Raw genomic sequence first — 16,444 nt, forward strand, 5'->3', positions numbered from 1 at the left:
GTCGTTCACAAAACCTGTGGGAGCGAGCCTGCTCGCGAAAGCGGTTCAACAGTCACGAAATAATTCAAGGCGTAAAGGATATACGCCCGCAATCGTCCCTGAGCAAAACCCTTACACAATTTCACACAGCGCCTACAAAGCTTCACCGCTACCCTCGGTGCCTGCCCGTAGGATGCGCAGATCAATATTGGGGGTTGTACATGTCGAAGAATCTGTTGGCCGGACTCGGCCTGATCGCATTGGCGCTGACGCTGAGTGCGTGTGATAAATCCTCGGACGCCGAGGAACAGACGCCGCCGGCCACGGTGCGGGTCGAAACCCTTGAGGCACGCCCCCTCTCGATCACCAGTGAACTGAGCGGGCGCATTGCCGCGCCACGCATCGCCGAAGTCCGCGCCCGAGTGGCCGGTGTTGTGCTGCAACGCACATATCGCGAAGGCAGCGACGTGAAAAAGGGCGACGTGCTGTTCCGCATCGACCCGGCACCATTCAAGGCCGACCTGGACAGCGCCGAAGCCGCCCTGCGCAAGGCCGAGGCCAACGCCTTTCAGGCGAAGTTGCAGGAGCAACGCTACGCCCAATTGATCGACGACAAGGCCATCAGCGCTCAGGACTACGACAACGCCCGCGCCACTGCCCGGCAGACCGCCGCCGAGGTTGCCGCCAACAAGGCCGCCGTCGAGCGGGCGAAGCTGAACCTCGGTTACGCCACCGTCACCGCGCCGATTTCCGGCCGCGTCGGCCGCGCTCTGGTGACCGAAGGCGCGCTGGTCGGCCAGAACGAAACCACGCCCATGGCACTGATCCAGCAACTGAACCCGATCCACGCCGACCTCACCCAGTCCACCCGAGAATTGAATGAGCTGCGCCGGGCCTTCCGCTCCGGCCAGTTGCAGCAGGTGGGCCAGGATCAGGTCAAGGCCACGCTGATCCAGGACGACGGCAGCCTCTATCCATTGCCAGGCAAACTGCTGTTCAGCGACATCACGGTCGATCCGGGTACCGGGCAGATCGTTTTGCGCAGCGAGTTCCCCAACCCGGACCTCGACTTGCTGCCCGGCAGCTACGTGCGTGTGCGACTGGAACAAGGTGTGATCCAGCACGGCCTCACCGTGCCGCAACGCGCCGTTCAACGTGACAGTGCCGGTGTGGCCCAGGTGCTGACCGTCGACGATCAGATGCGCGTCGCCCTGCAACCGGTGCAGCTGGGCGCCGTACAAAATGATCGCTGGATCGTCACCGGCGGCCTGAAGGCCGGCGACCGCGTGGTCATCGAAGGTTTGCAGCACGCCCGCCCCGGTGAAACCGTGCAGATCGACGACACCCCTCTTCCACTTGCCCAGACCTCTGGTCAGTAAGCAGGACGCTCTTCTATGCCGCAGTTCTTTATCGACCGCCCGGTATTCGCCTGGGTCGTCGCGTTGTTCATCCTGTTGGCCGGTGCGCTGGCCATCCCGCAGTTGCCGGTGGCGCAATACCCGGACGTCGCACCGCCGCAGATCGAAATCTATGCCGTGTACCCGGGCGCTTCGGCGCAGACCGTCGACGAAAGCGTGGTCAGCCTGATCGAGGAAGAGCTCAACGGCGCCGATCACTTGCTGTACTTCGAATCACAAAGCAGCCTCGGCAGCGCCACGATCAAGGCAACGTTTCAGCCCGGCACCAACCCGGAACTGGCGCAGGTCGATGTGCAGAACCGACTGAAGGCCGTCGAGTCGCGTCTGCCGCAGGCGGTCAATCAGCAAGGCTTGCAGGTGGAGAAGGTTTCCGCCGGCTTCCTGTTGTTGATCAGTCTCACGTCCAGCGACGGCAAGCTCGATGACGTGGCGCTCAGCGATTACCTGGCGCGCAACGTGATGAACGAAATCAAACGCATCGACGGCGTCGGCAAGGCCCAGTTGTATGGTGCCGAGCGGGCAATGCGGATCTGGGTCGATCCGCAGAAGCTGATCGGTTTCAACCTGACGCCGGCCGACGTCAACGCCGCCATCGTCGCGCAGAACGCTCAGGTCTCGGCTGGCAGCATCGGCGATCTGCCGAACCCTGGCACTCAGGAAATCACCGCGACGGTTCTGGTCAAGGGGCAATTGTCGACGCCGGAAGAGTTCGCCGACATCGTGCTCAAGGCCAACCCGGACGGTTCCACCGTGCGCATCAAGGATGTGGCACGGGTGGAAATCGGCAGTCAGGAATACCAGTTCGGCACCCGCTTGAACGGCAAACCCTCCACCGCCGTCGGTGTACAACTCTCGCCGGGCGCCAACGCGCTGAGTACCGCAACGCTGATCCGGGCAAAGATGGATGAGCTGTCGCGTTACTTTCCGAAGGGCGTGGAATACAAGATCCCTTACGACACCTCGCCGTTCGTGAAGGTCTCTATCACCAAAGTGGTCTACACCCTCGGCGAAGCGATGCTGCTGGTGTTCGCGGTGATGTTCCTGTTCCTGCAGAACATCCGCTACACGCTGATCCCGACACTGGTGGTACCGGTGGCGCTGATGGGCACCTTCGCGACCATGCTCGCCCTGGGCTTCTCGATCAACGTGCTGACCATGTTCGGCATGGTGCTGGCCATCGGCATTCTGGTGGACGACGCCATCGTGGTGGTGGAGAACGTCGAGCGGATCATGGCCACTGAAGGCCTGTCACCGAAAGAAGCAACACGCAAGGCGATGCGGCAGATTACCGGCGCAATCATCGGCATCACGCTGGTGCTGGTGGCGGTGTTCATTCCGATGGCGTTCATGCAGGGTTCGGTGGGCGTGATTTACCGGCAGTTTTCGCTGTCCATGGCCACCTCCATTCTGTTCTCGGCCTTCCTGGCCCTGACCTTGACTCCGGCACTGTGCGCCACGCTGCTCAAACCGGTTGCCAAGGGCGAACATCACGAGAAAACCGGGTTCTTCGGCTGGTTCAACCGCCGCTTCGAACGACTGAGTGATCGTTACCAGGGCTGGGTCGGTTACGCGCTGAAACGTACCGGTCGCTATTTACTGATTTACGTTGTGCTGTTGGTCGGTCTGGGCCTGTGCTTCGCACGCCTGCCCTCCTCCTTCCTGCCGGTCGAGGATCAGGGCTACACCATCACCGACATCCAGCTGCCGCCGGGCGCGACCAAGAACCGTACCGTGCAAGTCGCCGAGCAGCTTGAGGCCCACAACAGTGGCGAACCGGGCATCAGTGACAGCGTGGTGATCCTGGGTTTCAGCTTCTCCGGCAGCGGGCAGAACGCCGCACTGGCATTCACCACGCTCAAGGACTGGTCGCACCGTGGCAGCGACGATTCCGCCAGCTCGATTGCCGACCGCGCGAACATCGCCCTGAGCCAGATCAAGGATGCGATGGCGTTCTCGGTACTGCCGCCGCCAGTGGACGGTCTCGGCACTTCGAGTGGCTTCGAGTTCCGTCTGCAAGACCGCGGAGGCCTTGGTCATGCTGCGCTGATGCAGGCCAGAACCGAACTGCTGCATGACGCCGAAGAAAGTCCGATCCTGATGAATGTGCGTGAAAGCGCGTTGGCCGAAGCGCCGCAGGTGCAGCTGGAAGTGGACCGCAAGCAGGCCAATGCGCTGGGGGTATCGTTCGCCGATATCAGCAACGTGCTGTCCACGGCCATCGGCTCCTCCTATGTCAACGACTTCCCCAATCAGGGGCGCATGCAACGGGTGGTCGTGCAGGCTGAAGGCGACCGCCGCAGCCAGGTGGATGATTTGCTCAAAATGCACGTACGCAATGACGCCGGGAAAATGGTGCCGTTGTCCGCGTTCGTCAAGGCGACCTGGACTCAGGGCCCGACGCAGTTGACCCGATACAACGGCTACCCGGCCATCGCGATTTCCGGCGAACCTGCACCCGGACACACCACCGGTGAAGCCATGGCCGAAATCGAGCGGCTGGTGGCTCAGGGCCCGCAAGGTCTGGGTCAGGAGTGGACCGGTCTGTCGTTGCAGGAGCGCTTGTCCGGCAGTCAGGCGCCGATTCTGCTCGGGCTGTCGCTGCTGATCGTGTTCCTGTGCCTGGCGGCGTTGTACGAAAGCTGGTCGATTCCGACTTCCGTGCTGCTGGTGGTGCCGCTGGGTGTGCTCGGTGCAGTGCTGGCGGTCACGCTGCGCGGGATGCCCAACGATGTGTTTTTCAAGGTTGGTTTGATCACCATCATCGGCCTGTCGGCGAAGAACGCGATCCTGATCATCGAGTTCGCCAAGAGCCTGTATGACGAAGGACACGATCTGATTGACGCCACGTTGCAAGCGGCACGCATGCGCTTGCGGCCGATTGTCATGACGTCGCTGGCGTTCATTCTGGGCGTCGTACCGTTGGCGATTGCCACGGGCGCGAGCTCGGCGAGTCAGCAGGCGATTGGTACCGGGGTAATTGGCGGGATGATCACGGCGACGTTAGCGGTGGTTTTTGTGCCGGTGTTCTTCGTTGTCGTGATCAAGCTTGTGCGCAAAACCACCAGACACCATTGATCCCGATAGTGGGAGCGAGCCTGCTCGCGAAAGCGTCGGCACATTCAACATCTATGTTGGCTGGCCGGTCGCCTTCGCGAGCGGGACGTTGCAAACATCCAGCATTGTGGCCATACCTGCCAGCGCTGGGCTAAGGTGTCTGCACACCCTGGCCCATCGAGTCCCCATGCGCTTCCTCGCCCGCACCCACCCTCGCCTCTCCGCTGCCGCACTGTTCGGCCTTGCCGTCGGCCTGCTGGCCCCGGCGGAATCTGTCATCAGCAAAATTCTCATCGGCTGGAACGCCGGGGTCTGGACGTACCTGATCCTGATGCTGTGGCTGACCATCCGCGCCAAAGCGCCGGACGTCAAGCGCATTGCCGAAGTCGAGGATGAAAATGCCGGGCTAGTACTGCTTGTCGTCTGTATCGCTGCGTTGGCCAGCCTTGCCACTATTACCGTCGAACTGGCCGGCAGCAAGGACCTGGAAACCACCCGCAAACTCTTGCACTACGGTTTTACCGCGCTGACCGTGATCGGTTCATGGCTGCTGATCGGGGTGATTTTCTGCGTCCACTACGCCCGGCTGTTTTACACCTGGAACGGCAAGGAACCGGCGCTGCGTTTTGCCGAAGGCCTGACGACGCCTAACTATTGGGACTTTCTATACTTCTCGTTCACCATCGGCGTGGCGGTGCAGACGGCGGATGTCGGTGTGGCCACGCGGGAGATCCGCAAGATCGTGCTGGCACAGTCGTTGATCGGGTTTGTGTTCAACACCGCCATCCTCGGGTTTTCGATCAACATCGCCGCCGGGTTGTTCGGCTGACGTCAGCGGCTCCCTGCGAAACGCCATTTGTCGGCGACTTACGAATTTCTCCCGATCGTTCACTTGACGATCGATTCTCTTCTGGTGTTTCCTGAAACCGGTTTCAGATCCTGATACAGCGATCTGACCTGACAAATCCAATAATAAGGTTTCAGACCGTGAACGATTTCTCCGCCGCCCAGCGCAGCCGCGTCACCATGCTCGACGTCGCCCAACACGCGGGCGTGTCCAAGGCCAGCGTCTCGCGCTTCATTGGCGACGACCGCGCCCTGCTCTCCGATACGATTGCCCAGCGCATCGAGCAGGCTATCGCCGAACTCGGTTATCGCCCGAACCAGATGGCCCGTGGTCTGAAGCGCGGTCGCACTCGCCTGATCGGCATGCTGGTGGCCGATATCCGCAACCCATATTCGATTGCCGTGATGCACGGCGTGGAAACCGCCTGCCGCCGGCACGGCTACAGCCTGGTGGTGTGCAACACCGACCGCGATGATGAACAGGAACGCCAGCACCTGGCGCTGCTGCGCTCGTACAACATCGAAGGATTGATCGTGAACACCCTCGGCCATCACCGGGATGAGCTGGACGAGTTGAAGCGGGAAATGCCGCTTGTGCTGGTGGATCGCAAAGTAGACGGACTGGACAGCGACATGGTCGGTCTGAACAATCCTCAAGCCATCGAAATGGCGCTGGAACATCTTCAGCAACGCGGCTATCGCGATGTGCTACTGGTGACCGAACCCTACGACGGCACCAGTTCGCGGATCGAACGGGTCGGCAGTTTTCAGCAACAGATGGGGCAGCGCAAAGACATGCATGGCGCGGTGCTGGAAACCGGCCCGCGCCTTGCGAACGACCTTCAAACCTTTTTGAACACACCTGATTCAGGCCCGAAAGCCCTGTTCTGCGCCAACGGCGTGGCGGCGCTGGCTTGCACCCTGGCGCTGCGCGAGATCGGCTGCCGGTTGTTCGAGGATGTCGGGTTGATCGCCCTGGATGATCTTGACTGGTATCCGTTGGTGGGTAGCGGGATTACTGCCCTCGCCCAGCCAACCGCCGAGATTGGCGCACAGGCATTTGAATGCTTGCTCAGGCGGTTGCGTGGGAATGATGAAGTGGCGCGAACATTGGATTTTGCTCCGGTGCTGATCGAGCGCGGCTCGACCATTGGGTTTTGTGGTGACTGAGCCGGCCTCTTCGCGGGCAAGCCCGCTCCCACAGGTTCTGAGCTTTTCACTGACATTGTGGGAGCTGGCTTGCCAGCGATGAGGGCATAAAGAACAACACAGCTTTGGCTGATTATTTTTGAACAAAAATGAAACCGGTTTCAGAGGTAGATAACAATGAATAGACCCGCCGTTTCCATCAGCCTCTCCAGCTACGGCGCCGACCTTGTGCGCCGTCGCGGACAAGGCTCGTTCATCGAAGTGCTGGCCGCTGCGGGCGCCAATCGCATCGAATGGCGCGAAGAGCTGCTGACCAACGAGGTCCCCGAACAACTCGCCGCTGCCACGCGAGCAACAGGCCTGCAAAGTATTTATTCCTCGCCCACCGAACTGTGGCTGGCCGGTCAGTCGCGACCCAATCCCGAACTCATCACCGCACTGCAAAACGCCGAAGCGTTCGGCTCGAAGTGGCTGAAAGTGTCGCTGGGCGTCTTCACCGACAGCAACGATTTGCAGAGCCTTGCGCCAATCCTTCAACAAAGCCCGGTACATCTGCTGGTTGAGAACGACCAGACCCTGCACGGCGGTCGCATCGAACCCTTCCAGCGTTTCTTCGCCGCTGTCGAACAGCACAATTTGCCGATCAAGATGACCTTCGACATCGGCAACTGGCAGTGGCAGGACCAGTCCGCCGCCACCGCCGCACGCTTGCTGGGCCGGCACGTTGGCTACGTGCATTGCAAAGCCGTGGCCCGGCGTACCGACGGCAAACTGGTAGCGGTGCCGCCGGCTGCCACTGACCTGCATCTGTGGGAACAACTGATGCGACACATGGCCCAAGGTGTCATGCGTGCCGCCGAATACCCGTTGCAGGGCGATGACCTGGTGCAACTGACCCGCGAACACGTCGCCGCCCTCGCACGTCTCGGCCAATCCCGCCTGGAGCCTGCTCATGTCTGAGATCGATATTCTGTCGTTCGGCGAAACCATGGCCATGTTTGTCGCCGAACAGAGCGGTGATCTGGCTTTCGTCGATCAATTTCACAGGCGCATTGCCGGGGCGGACAGCAACGTGGCCATCGGTTTGTCTCGACTGGGTTTCAACGTCGCTTGGCTGAGCCGGGTTGGTGCGGATTCGCTGGGCCGATTTGTCGTCGAGACCCTGGCCCGCGAAGGTCTGGATTGCAGCCATGTCGAAGTCGACAACGCGCACCCGACCGGTTTCCAACTCAAGTCGCGCAACGATGACGGCAGCGACCCGACGGTCGAGTATTTTCGTCGTGGCTCGGCGGCCAGTCACCTGTCGTCGCAGTCGATTACCCCGACGCTATTGAATGCCCGACATTTGCACGCCACTGGTATTCCGCCGGCGCTGTCGGCGTCGGCCCGGGAAATGTCCCGAGATCTGATGACCCGCATGCGCCATAACGGGCGCAGCGTGTCGTTCGACCCGAACCTGCGCCCGAGCCTGTGGGCCAGCGAACGGGAGATGATCACCGAGATCAACCACCTCGCCGCCCTCGCCCACTGGGTATTGCCGGGGTTGAGCGAAGGTCGCTTGCTGACCGGGTTTGAAGACCCGGCGGACATCGCGGCGTTCTACCTCGATCAGGGTGCCGAAGCCGTGGCCATCAAGCTCGGGCCGCAGGGTGCGTATTACCGCACGCATCTGGATCAGGGGTTTGTTGCCGGGGTGCCGGTTGAAACCGTTGTCGACACGGTCGGTGCCGGGGACGGATTTGCGGTGGGGATGATCAGTGCCCTGCTGGAGCACCTGAGTTTTCCCGAAGCCGTCAGACGTGCCAACTGGATTGGCAGCCGGGCGGTGCAGAGCCGTGGCGACATGGAGGGTTTGCCGACCCGATCCGAACTCACCGCTGAATTCGAGGCCGCCATCGCGAGCAAGTCGAATCGTCGCACCGCCGCTCCCACAGATTTTGTGTACACCGCCGAACCTGTGGGAGCGGGCTTGCCCGCGATGAGGCCCTGACAGGCAATACATTTTTTGAACCTGCTGCGACAAAAACAACAAGCTCAGGAGCAAGACCATGAAAACCGCAACCCTCGCCACCCGCCGCTGGTGGTACATCATGCCGATCGTGTTCATCACCTACAGCCTGGCGTACCTGGACCGGGCCAATTACGGCTTCGCCGCAGCCTCGGGCATGGCCGCCGACCTGATGATCACTCCGGGCCTGTCCTCGCTGCTCGGCGCGCTGTTCTTTCTCGGTTACTTTTTCTTCCAGGTGCCCGGGGCGATCTACGCGCAAAAGCACAGCGTGAAGAAACTGATCTTCGTCAGCCTGATTTTCTGGGGCGGGCTCGCCACGCTGACCGGCGTGGTTTCCAACGCCTATTGGCTGATCGTCATCCGCTTCATGCTCGGCGTGGTCGAAGCGGCGGTGATGCCGGCGATGCTGGTGTACCTGTGCCACTGGTTCACCCGCGCCGAACGCTCCCGGGCCAACACCTTCCTGATCCTCGGCAACCCGGTGACCATGCTGTGGATGTCGGTGGTTTCGGGCTATCTGGTGCAGCATTTCAGCTGGCGCTGGATGTTCATCATCGAAGGCCTGCCGGCGGTGCTCTGGGCATTTATCTGGTGGAAGCTGGCGGATGATCGCCCGGCCCAGGCCAAGTGGCTCAGCGACCGGGAAAAGCACGATCTGCAAAGCGCTCTCGCTGCCGAACAGGTCGGGATCAAAGCGGTGAAGAACTACGCCGAAGCCTTCCGCTCGCCGAAGGTGATCATCCTGGCGCTGCAGTTTTTCTGCTGGAGCATCGGTGTCTACGGCTTCGTGCTGTGGCTGCCGTCGATCCTCAAGGCTGGCGCGCAGATGGACATGATCGAGGCCGGGTGGCTGTCGGCCCTGCCCTATCTGGCGGCGGTGATCGGCATGCTGCTGGTGTCGTGGGGCTCGGACAAACTGCAAAAGCGCAAACGCTTCGTCTGGCCGCCGCTGCTGATTGCCTCGGTGGCGTTCTACGGCTCGTACGCCTTGGGCGCGGAGCATTTCTGGTGGTCGTACACGCTGCTGGTGATTGCCGGCGCCTGCATGTACGCGCCTTACGGGCCGTTCTTTGCCATCGTCCCTGAGATCCTGCCGGCCAACGTTGCCGGCGGTGCCATGGCGCTGATCAACAGCATGGGCGCCCTCGGCTCGTTCGGCGGTTCCTATCTGGTCGGTTACCTGAACAGCTCCACCGGCTCGCCCGGTGCTTCGTACCTGTTGATGAGCGGCGCGTTGCTGCTCTCGGTGGTGCTGACGATTTTTCTCAAGCCCGGCGCCAGCGACCGGGCGAACGCCAAGCGCGTCGCACCGCGTCCGCTGCCGGCCCATTCCTGAATTGATAGAGAGATGACTGCGATGAGAAAGCAGGTTGTGCTGTACAAGAAACTGTCGCCGACGTTGATGGCTCGCCTTGAGGAACAGGTCGATGTGACGTTGATCGAAAGCCTTGATGCCGACGGTCTGATGAAGCTGCGTGACGCCCTGCCGGTTGCCCACGGATTGCTTGGCGCGAGTTTGAAGCTGGATGCGACGCTGCTCGATCTGGCACCGAAGCTCGAAGCGATATCCAGCGTTTCGGTGGGCGTGGACAACTACGACATCGACTACCTGACCCGGCGCCGGATCCTGCTGACCAACACCCCGGACGTACTGACCGAAACCACTGCCGACACCGGTTTCGCGCTGATCCTGGCCACCGCTCGAAGGGTGGTGGAACTGGCGAACATGGTGCGCGGCGGTCACTGGCACCGCAGCATCGGCCCGGCGCATTTCGGCACCGACGTGCATGGCAAGACGCTGGGCATCATCGGCATGGGGCGGATCGGCGAAGCGTTGGCCCAGCGCGGACATTTCGGATTCGGGATGCCGGTGATCTATCACAGTCAATCACGCAAACCGGCGGTTGAAGCACGGTTCGATGCGCAGTACAGAACGCTGGAGAATTTGTTGCAGCAGGCGGATTTCATCTGTCTGACGTTGCCGTTGACCGCGCGGACCGAAGGTTTGATTGGCGCCGAGCAGTTTGCGTTGATGCGCCCGGAGAGCATCTTTATCAATATTTCCCGAGGCAAGGTGGTGGACGAGGCGGCGATGATCGACACCTTGCGCCATAACCGGATTCGCGCGGCGGGGCTGGATGTGTTCGAGCGTGAGCCGCTCAATCACGACTCACCACTGCTGCAGTTGAACAACGTGGTGGCGACGCCGCACATGGGTTCGGCAACCCATGAGACGCGCGAGGCGATGGCGCGGTGTGCGGTGGAGAATCTGTTGACGGCGCTGGGTGGGGAGAAGCCGAAGAATCTGGTGAACTCATCAGCCTGGCAAGGCTGAAATCTTCAGCGCCTGTCAGGTCGACTTGCCCGCGAAGAGGCCATCAAGGACAACACAAAATCTTCAGGCACTGCGCACTTGCAAAAGCTGCGCAGCACAAAGGGCAATCCGCGAACACGCGTCCGCCAGCTTCACCCGATCCACCACCAGCCCAATGCGGATATGTCCCGCCGCGCTCGGCCCGAACGCCTCCCCCGCCAGCACCGAAACCCCATACCCTTCCAGCAGGCGCTCGGCAAACGCTTGTGCGTCGAACCCGGTCTGGCGCACATCGACCATCACGAACATCCCGCCGTCGGGCCTGATCGGGTACAACCCCGGGCAGCCGCGCAAACGCTCGCACACCAGATCCCGGCGCAACCGGTATTCCTCGCGCATCTGTGTCACTTCCGGCAAGTCTTTCTCCAGTGCGATCTGCGCGGCTTTCTGCACGAAGTCCGGCAGACCGAACAGCATGCTCAGCGACAGATTCACCAAATGCCCAGCCAAGGGTTTGGGCCCGATCATCCAGCCGATGCGCCAGCCGGTCATCGCGTGGGATTTCGACAGGCTGTTGATGGTCGCCGTGCGCTCGGCCATGCCCGGCAGGCTCGCCGGGCTGACGTGCCGGCCTTCATACAACAATTCGCTGTAGACCTCATCGCTGATCAGCCACAAGTCGTGGCGGATGCACAGCGTCGCCAGCTCCTGCCAGATCAGCAATGACAGACTGGCGCCGGACGGATTGTTGGGGCTGTTGAGCAGCATGGCCCGAGTCTTGGACGTGATTCGCGCCGCGACATCCGCCGGATCGACACGAAAGCCGTTCTCCGGGCGAACCGGCACCGGTACGACCGTCGCACCACAGGCACCAAAAACACCTTCATAAGTGACGTACATCGGCTCGGCAACGATCACCTCATCGCCCGGATCAAGCAGACATTGCGCCACCGAATACACGGCGCATTGCGCGCCGGGCAGCACGATCACATGGTCAGCGTCCACTGGCTGGCCGCTATTGCGCCGATGGCGTTCGGCGATCCGCGTGCGCAGCTCCAACCGGCCGCGCACTTCGGAATAATGGGTATCGCCCGCCAGCAGGCTGTCGATGGCGCCGTGAATGATCGGCAGCGGCGTGTCGAAATCCGGATCACCCACCGACAGCAGCAACACATCGACCCCTTCGGCGCGCAGTTCCAGCGCTCGGTCGTGAATCCGCCAGGCCGCTGCTCCCTCCCCGGCGATTCGTTGGGTCAAGGCTGAATAGCGCATGTACGTCTCCTGATTGCGCGGTCTCCAGCCTTCACCCTAGGTCAAATCACAAACCGCGCCACCATCGCATTCAAATCCACCGCCAGGCGCGACAGTTCATGGGTCGCGGCGCTGGTCTGGTTTGCTCCGGCCGCCGATTGGGTGGCCAGATCACGGATATTCACCAGGTTGCGATCCACCTCGCGGGACACTTGCGCCTGTTCTTCGGATGCACTGGCGATCACCAGGTTGCGCTCGTTGATCTGGTGAATCGATTGGGTGATTTGCTCCAGCGCGACGCCGGCGGCGCGGGCCATTTCCAGTGTGGTCTGGGTGCGCTGGTTGCTTTGTTGCATCGATTCCACCGCTTCACCCGTGCCGTTCTGGATGCCGGCGACCATTTTTTCGATTTCCTGGGTCGATTGCGCGGTACGGTGGGCCAGCGCACGAACTTCGTCCGCCACCACCGCAAAGCCACGTCCGGCCTCACCGGCGCGGGCCGCTTCGATGGCGGCGTTGAGCGCCAGCAGGTTGGTCTGTTCGGCGATGGCGCGGATCACGTCCAGCACCTTGCCGATGTCGCGGCCCTGCGCAGCCAGGCCTTCGATCATTTGTGCGGTGTTCTGCACGTCCTGAGTCATGGTCTGGATCGCATCGACGGTTTTCACCACCTGATCGCGACCTTCACGGGCAGCATGGGTCGACTGGTTCGACGCTTCGGAGGTCGACACCGCGTTGCGTGCCACCTCTTCCACCGCAGCGGTCATTTCGTTGACGGCGGTGGCGGCCTGTTCGATTTCGTCGTTCTGCTGTTGCAGGCCACGGGAGGCTTCTTCGGTCACGGCGCTGAGTTCTTCGGCAGCGGCGCCCAGTTGCGTGGCAGAGCCGGCGATCTGTTCGATAGTCTTGCGCAGGTTGGCCTGCATCGCGGCCAACGCTTCGAGCAGCCGCGCCGGTTCGTCCTTGCCGTCGATCTCGATGGCTTTGGTCAGGTTGCCGCCGGCGATGGTTTGCGCAGCAGCGACGGCGCGGTTCAGCGGGGTGACGATGCTGCGGGTCAGCAGCCAGGCCAGCAGCACGGTCAGCAACGCAGCGATCACCGCCACTACGACGATCCCGGTGATCGCGCTGTTGTAATGATCGCCGGCCTGGGTCGAAGCGGTTTTCGCATCCGCCGCGTTGATCGCGATCAGTTGGTTGAGCTGTTCGCCCATCTTGTCGGTGCCGTCCTTGATCTTTGTGTTGATCAGGGTGCGCATCTCATCGAGCTTGTCCTGGCGCGACAGGTCCATCATCTGGTTCTGCGCCTGCAGGTAGTTGTCGAGGGTCGTCGAGAACGTCTGGTACAGCGCGCGCTCTTCCGAGCCGGCCGGCAGCGCTGCGTAAGCGGCCTGGGCGGCCCGCACCTTGTCCACCAGCACGCCGATGCGGGTCTGGGCTTCCTGCAAACCGGCCGGGTCGCGGTTGACCAGAATGCGGAACGAGAGGATGCGCAGACGCAGGACGTTTTCGGTGACCACGGCGAGTTGCGTGACGCTCGGCAACTGTGTCGACTCCATCTCCAGCGACGCCTGGCGGATGATCGACATGCGATTGACGGCGAACACGCCGAGCACGATCACCAGCAGGGCAATAAAGGCAAAACCGAGGAAGGCACGAGGCGCGATATTCAGGTTACGCAAGGACATAGGAGGACTCTCGGATGATTGAAACTACGAGCGTCCATGCCGTGATTACTGGCCCGTGGGGTGGGCATCAGTCCGGCGTCACTGTTTTTTGGAAATGTTGTGTGCGCCTGATTTCTGTATCGGCCAGGCTTGAAGAAGTTTGCGGGGAAAGATGAAATTTTTTTCAAGGTGTTGCGGGTGTTTCAGCGGTGAAACACCCGTTGTTTTAGATGATGAGTGACAGGTCAGACGGGAGTCGCCATGCGCCAGACACGGGCAATGTCCGTTGCACGTTCGCGCAACAGACGCGGGGCTTCGGCGCAGGCTTGCTCGAGGGGCATCGGGCCGCCGGTGACGGCGAATGCCGCATCGATGCCGTGTTCGTAGAGTGCCTGATAGCCCTCACCCAACGTGCCGGCGATGACAATGACCGGCACGCCGTGTTGTTTGGCGACCCGTGCCACGCCAAACGGGGTTTTGCCGCGCAGGGTCTGGGCATCGAAGCGCCCTTCTCCGGTGATCACCAGATCGGCGCCTTTCACGGCTTGCGCCAGACCGACCAGTTCCGCGACCACTTCAACCCCGGCCTGGAACCGTGCGCCAAGAAATGCCTTGGCAGCAAAACCCAGTCCGCCTGCCGCACCACTGCCCGGCTCGCCCCTGACATCCTTGCCCAACGCCTGCGCGCAAAGCTCGGCGAAGTGACCGAGAGCGTGATCCAGTTGCTGCACTTGCGCCGGGGATGCGCCTTTCTGCGGACCGAAAATCGCCGAGGCGCCGTGGGGGCCACACAGCGGATTGTTGACGTCGGCGGCGATGTCGAAACGCACCTGTGCCAGACGCGGGTCGAGTTCGCTCAGGTCCAGTCGTGCAAGTTGCGCCAGCGCCAGACCGCCCGGCACCAATGGTTGGCCTTGAGCATCCAGCAGTTTCACGCCCAGCGCCTGCATCGCACCGGCACCGCCGTCGTTGGTGGCACTGCCGCCGATGGCCAGAATGACTCGTTGCGCGCCGGCATCCAGCGCCGCACGAATCAGTTCACCGGTGCCGAATGTGCTGCTGATGCACGCATCCCGCTGACCCGGCGGTACAAGCTGCAAACCGCTGGCTTCGGCCATTTCGATGATCGCGGTGCGGTTGTGCGGCAGCCAGCCCCACGCCGCTTCAACCGCCGCGCCCAGCGGGCCACGCACACGGGTGCGGCGCAGTTCACCTTCGCAGGCATCGAGAATCGACTCCACCGTGCCTTCACCACCGTCGGCCATCGGGCACTTGACCAGCGTCGCCTGCGGCCAGACCTGCGCCAGACCCAGCGCAATGGCCTCTGCGACGCCCTGGGCACTCAGGCTGTCCTTGAACGAATCGGGGGCGATGACGATTTTCATGCGAATTCTCCAGTTCCAATGCCCCTCATGCTGCCAGTCGCTTGAAACGTTGACGCCTGTCCGCTGCACAAGTGGCGCAGGCGTTTATTGTTCATTTCGACAAATCGTCGGTCTGCGGCAGCAATTGCACCCCGAGATACAGCGCCAGCATGCCGTCGAGCTTCAGCGGATCGACCCCGCTCAGTTCGGCAATTCGTTCCATCCGGTAACGCAGGCTGTTGCGGTGAATCCCCAAGGCATCGGCACAGGCCTGGCTCTGCCCGTCGTGATCGCACCAACTGCGCAGGGTCGCAAGCAACTGGCCGTTGCTGTCCCTGGCGATGACCTTGCGCAACGGCTTGAGCAATTCATCCAGCGCATCGTCGTTGCGATGGCGCCAGAGCATCACCGGCAAGCGATAGCGATTGAGGGTCAGCAACCGTGAGCGCGGCAACACCTCACGGCCATAAGCGAGCAAGTCGCCGACCCGCCGATAACAACGGCGCAGTCCGGCCAGTCCATCGGCCTGCCCGCCGACGGCAATGCGCAAAATGTTCCAGCCCAGGCCATCGAGTTTTTCCAGCAGCCGATCATGCTCGACATTCTGGCTGGCCGGACGGCACCACAGCAGCGAGGACTTGGCCGAACTCACGCACCAACTGTCCGGATAACGCGACATCAACCAGGCACTCAGCGCCTCGACGGTTTGCCCCGGACCATGTTCCAGACCCAGTTCGAACAGATACGGCACCCGCGTCAATTGCGGTTTCAGCCCGAGCTGTTGAGCTTCGTCGACCAGCCTCGGCGAATCCCCCGATTCACTCAACAGCAGCGCCAGCAAGTCGTCGCAACGTTGCCGCCGCCATTGCTGCTCGGATTGCTGGTTGCGCTGACCGACCAGCATTTCAGCGGTCATGCGCACCAGCTCGGCATAAGTGCGCAGTTGCTCCGGCTCGCCGGTGATGCCGAGCACCCCGATCAAGCGCTGATCGAGCAACAACGGCAGATTGATCCCCGGCTGCACGCCTTTCAAATGCACGGCGGTCTGCGCGTCGATCTCCACCACTCGCCCATTGGCCAACACCAGTTGCGCGCCTTCGTGGCGGGTGTTGATGCGCTCCGGCTCGCCGCTGCCGAGAATCAGCCCCTGGCTGTCCATGACGTTGACGTTGTACGGCAAAATGGCCATGGCCCGGTCAACGATGTCCTGGGCGAGGTCGTGATCGAGTTCGAACATAAGGGGAAATCCTTGAAAACAGGCGCGGACGGTTGTTCACCCGCACAGGGTCCGCCGGCAAACCCTGTGCTCAGGCACAAAGACAATCCGGCCAAAGGTGACCGAGACTCTCAGGGCGATCAACGTTACCCTTTGCATCGCAAAAAATCATAAT

Annotated in this window: 12 protein-coding genes; 8 read left to right on the plus strand and 4 right to left on the minus strand. The window is 61.8% G+C overall.

Features of this window, described 5'->3' with window-relative positions; all coding sequences use genetic code 11:
• The first annotated feature begins 200 nt into the window (after positions 1–200).
• The 8 genes from NWV16_RS14560 (at position 201) to NWV16_RS14595 (ending at position 10,792) form a co-directional block, all read left to right on the plus strand.
• Positions 201–1,358 (plus strand): efflux RND transporter periplasmic adaptor subunit, encoded by a 1,158-nt coding sequence (locus NWV16_RS14560; RefSeq protein WP_260519608.1) that lies wholly within the window; start codon positions 201–203, stop codon positions 1,356–1,358.
• A gap of 15 nt (positions 1,359–1,373) precedes the next feature.
• Positions 1,374–4,472 (plus strand): efflux RND transporter permease subunit, encoded by a 3,099-nt coding sequence (locus tag NWV16_RS14565; protein ID WP_260519609.1) that lies wholly within the window; start codon positions 1,374–1,376, stop codon positions 4,470–4,472.
• A 166-nt stretch (positions 4,473–4,638) separates the two neighbouring features.
• Entirely contained in the window at positions 4,639–5,280 is a 642-nt protein-coding gene (locus tag NWV16_RS14570; RefSeq protein WP_260519610.1) for a DUF1345 domain-containing protein, read from the plus strand.
• A 158-nt stretch (positions 5,281–5,438) separates the two neighbouring features.
• A complete protein-coding gene (locus NWV16_RS14575; RefSeq protein ID WP_312846906.1) occupies positions 5,439–6,467 on the plus strand; it encodes a LacI family DNA-binding transcriptional regulator in 1,029 nt (342 codons plus the stop codon).
• A gap of 156 nt (positions 6,468–6,623) precedes the next feature.
• Positions 6,624–7,406 (plus strand): sugar phosphate isomerase/epimerase, encoded by a 783-nt coding sequence (locus NWV16_RS14580; RefSeq protein WP_260519611.1) that lies wholly within the window; start codon positions 6,624–6,626, stop codon positions 7,404–7,406.
• Entirely contained in the window at positions 7,399–8,436 is a 1,038-nt protein-coding gene (locus NWV16_RS14585) for a sugar kinase (protein WP_260519612.1), read from the plus strand. Before NWV16_RS14580 ends, NWV16_RS14585 begins: the two co-directional genes overlap by 8 nt.
• Before the next feature lie 58 nt (positions 8,437–8,494).
• Positions 8,495–9,793: an MFS transporter gene (locus NWV16_RS14590; RefSeq protein WP_260519613.1), complete on the plus strand. Its 1,299-nt coding sequence runs from the start codon at positions 8,495–8,497 to the stop codon at positions 9,791–9,793.
• A gap of 21 nt (positions 9,794–9,814) precedes the next feature.
• Entirely contained in the window at positions 9,815–10,792 is a 978-nt protein-coding gene (locus NWV16_RS14595) for a 2-hydroxyacid dehydrogenase (RefSeq protein WP_260519614.1), read from the plus strand.
• Positions 10,793–10,855: 63 nt separating this feature from the next.
• On the opposite strand, the gene NWV16_RS14600 is transcribed toward NWV16_RS14595, so the two are convergent.
• The 4 genes from NWV16_RS14600 to NWV16_RS14615 all read right to left on the minus strand — a co-directional run bounded on the left by NWV16_RS14600 (position 10,856) and on the right by NWV16_RS14615 (position 16,290).
• Entirely contained in the window at positions 10,856–12,043 is a 1,188-nt protein-coding gene (locus NWV16_RS14600; RefSeq protein WP_260519615.1) for a pyridoxal phosphate-dependent aminotransferase, read from the minus strand.
• Positions 12,044–12,084: 41 nt separating this feature from the next.
• Positions 12,085–13,710 carry a methyl-accepting chemotaxis protein gene (locus tag NWV16_RS14605; RefSeq protein WP_260519616.1) on the minus strand — a complete coding sequence of 542 codons (1,626 nt, stop codon included), beginning with the start codon at positions 13,708–13,710 and terminating at the stop codon, positions 12,085–12,087.
• Positions 13,711–13,934: 224 nt separating this feature from the next.
• Positions 13,935–15,074, minus strand: a complete 1,140-nt coding sequence (locus tag NWV16_RS14610) for a glycerate kinase (RefSeq protein ID WP_260519617.1) — start codon at positions 15,072–15,074, stop codon at positions 13,935–13,937.
• A 91-nt stretch (positions 15,075–15,165) separates the two neighbouring features.
• Positions 15,166–16,290 (minus strand): sugar diacid recognition domain-containing protein, encoded by a 1,125-nt coding sequence (locus tag NWV16_RS14615; RefSeq protein WP_260519618.1) that lies wholly within the window; start codon positions 16,288–16,290, stop codon positions 15,166–15,168.
• Between the last annotated feature and the right edge of the window lie 154 nt (positions 16,291–16,444).

The organism is Pseudomonas sp. BW7P1 (assembly GCF_024981055.1).
In the GTDB taxonomy this organism is placed as follows: Bacteria; Pseudomonadota; Gammaproteobacteria; order Pseudomonadales; family Pseudomonadaceae; genus Aquipseudomonas; species Aquipseudomonas bananamidigenes.

Bases quoted from the DNA above. Each gene is read 5' to 3' on its own strand.
- NWV16_RS14560 (WP_260519608.1), top strand. From the start codon at position 201: ATGTCGAAGAATCTGTTGGCCGGACTCGGCCTGATCGCATTGGCGCTG.
- NWV16_RS14565 (WP_260519609.1), top strand. From the start codon at position 1,374: ATGCCGCAGTTCTTTATCGACCGCCCGGTATTCGCCTGGGTCGTCGCG.
- NWV16_RS14570 (WP_260519610.1), top strand. From the start codon at position 4,639: ATGCGCTTCCTCGCCCGCACCCACCCTCGCCTCTCCGCTGCCGCACTG.
- NWV16_RS14580 (WP_260519611.1), top strand. From the start codon at position 6,624: ATGAATAGACCCGCCGTTTCCATCAGCCTCTCCAGCTACGGCGCCGAC.
- NWV16_RS14585 (WP_260519612.1), top strand. From the start codon at position 7,399: ATGTCTGAGATCGATATTCTGTCGTTCGGCGAAACCATGGCCATGTTT.
- NWV16_RS14590 (WP_260519613.1), top strand. From the start codon at position 8,495: ATGAAAACCGCAACCCTCGCCACCCGCCGCTGGTGGTACATCATGCCG.
- NWV16_RS14595 (WP_260519614.1), top strand. From the start codon at position 9,815: ATGAGAAAGCAGGTTGTGCTGTACAAGAAACTGTCGCCGACGTTGATG.
- NWV16_RS14600 (WP_260519615.1), bottom strand. From the start codon at position 12,043: ATGCGCTATTCAGCCTTGACCCAACGAATCGCCGGGGAGGGAGCAGCG.
- NWV16_RS14605 (WP_260519616.1), bottom strand. From the start codon at position 13,710: ATGTCCTTGCGTAACCTGAATATCGCGCCTCGTGCCTTCCTCGGTTTT.
- NWV16_RS14610 (WP_260519617.1), bottom strand. From the start codon at position 15,074: ATGAAAATCGTCATCGCCCCCGATTCGTTCAAGGACAGCCTGAGTGCC.
- NWV16_RS14615 (WP_260519618.1), bottom strand. From the start codon at position 16,290: ATGTTCGAACTCGATCACGACCTCGCCCAGGACATCGTTGACCGGGCC.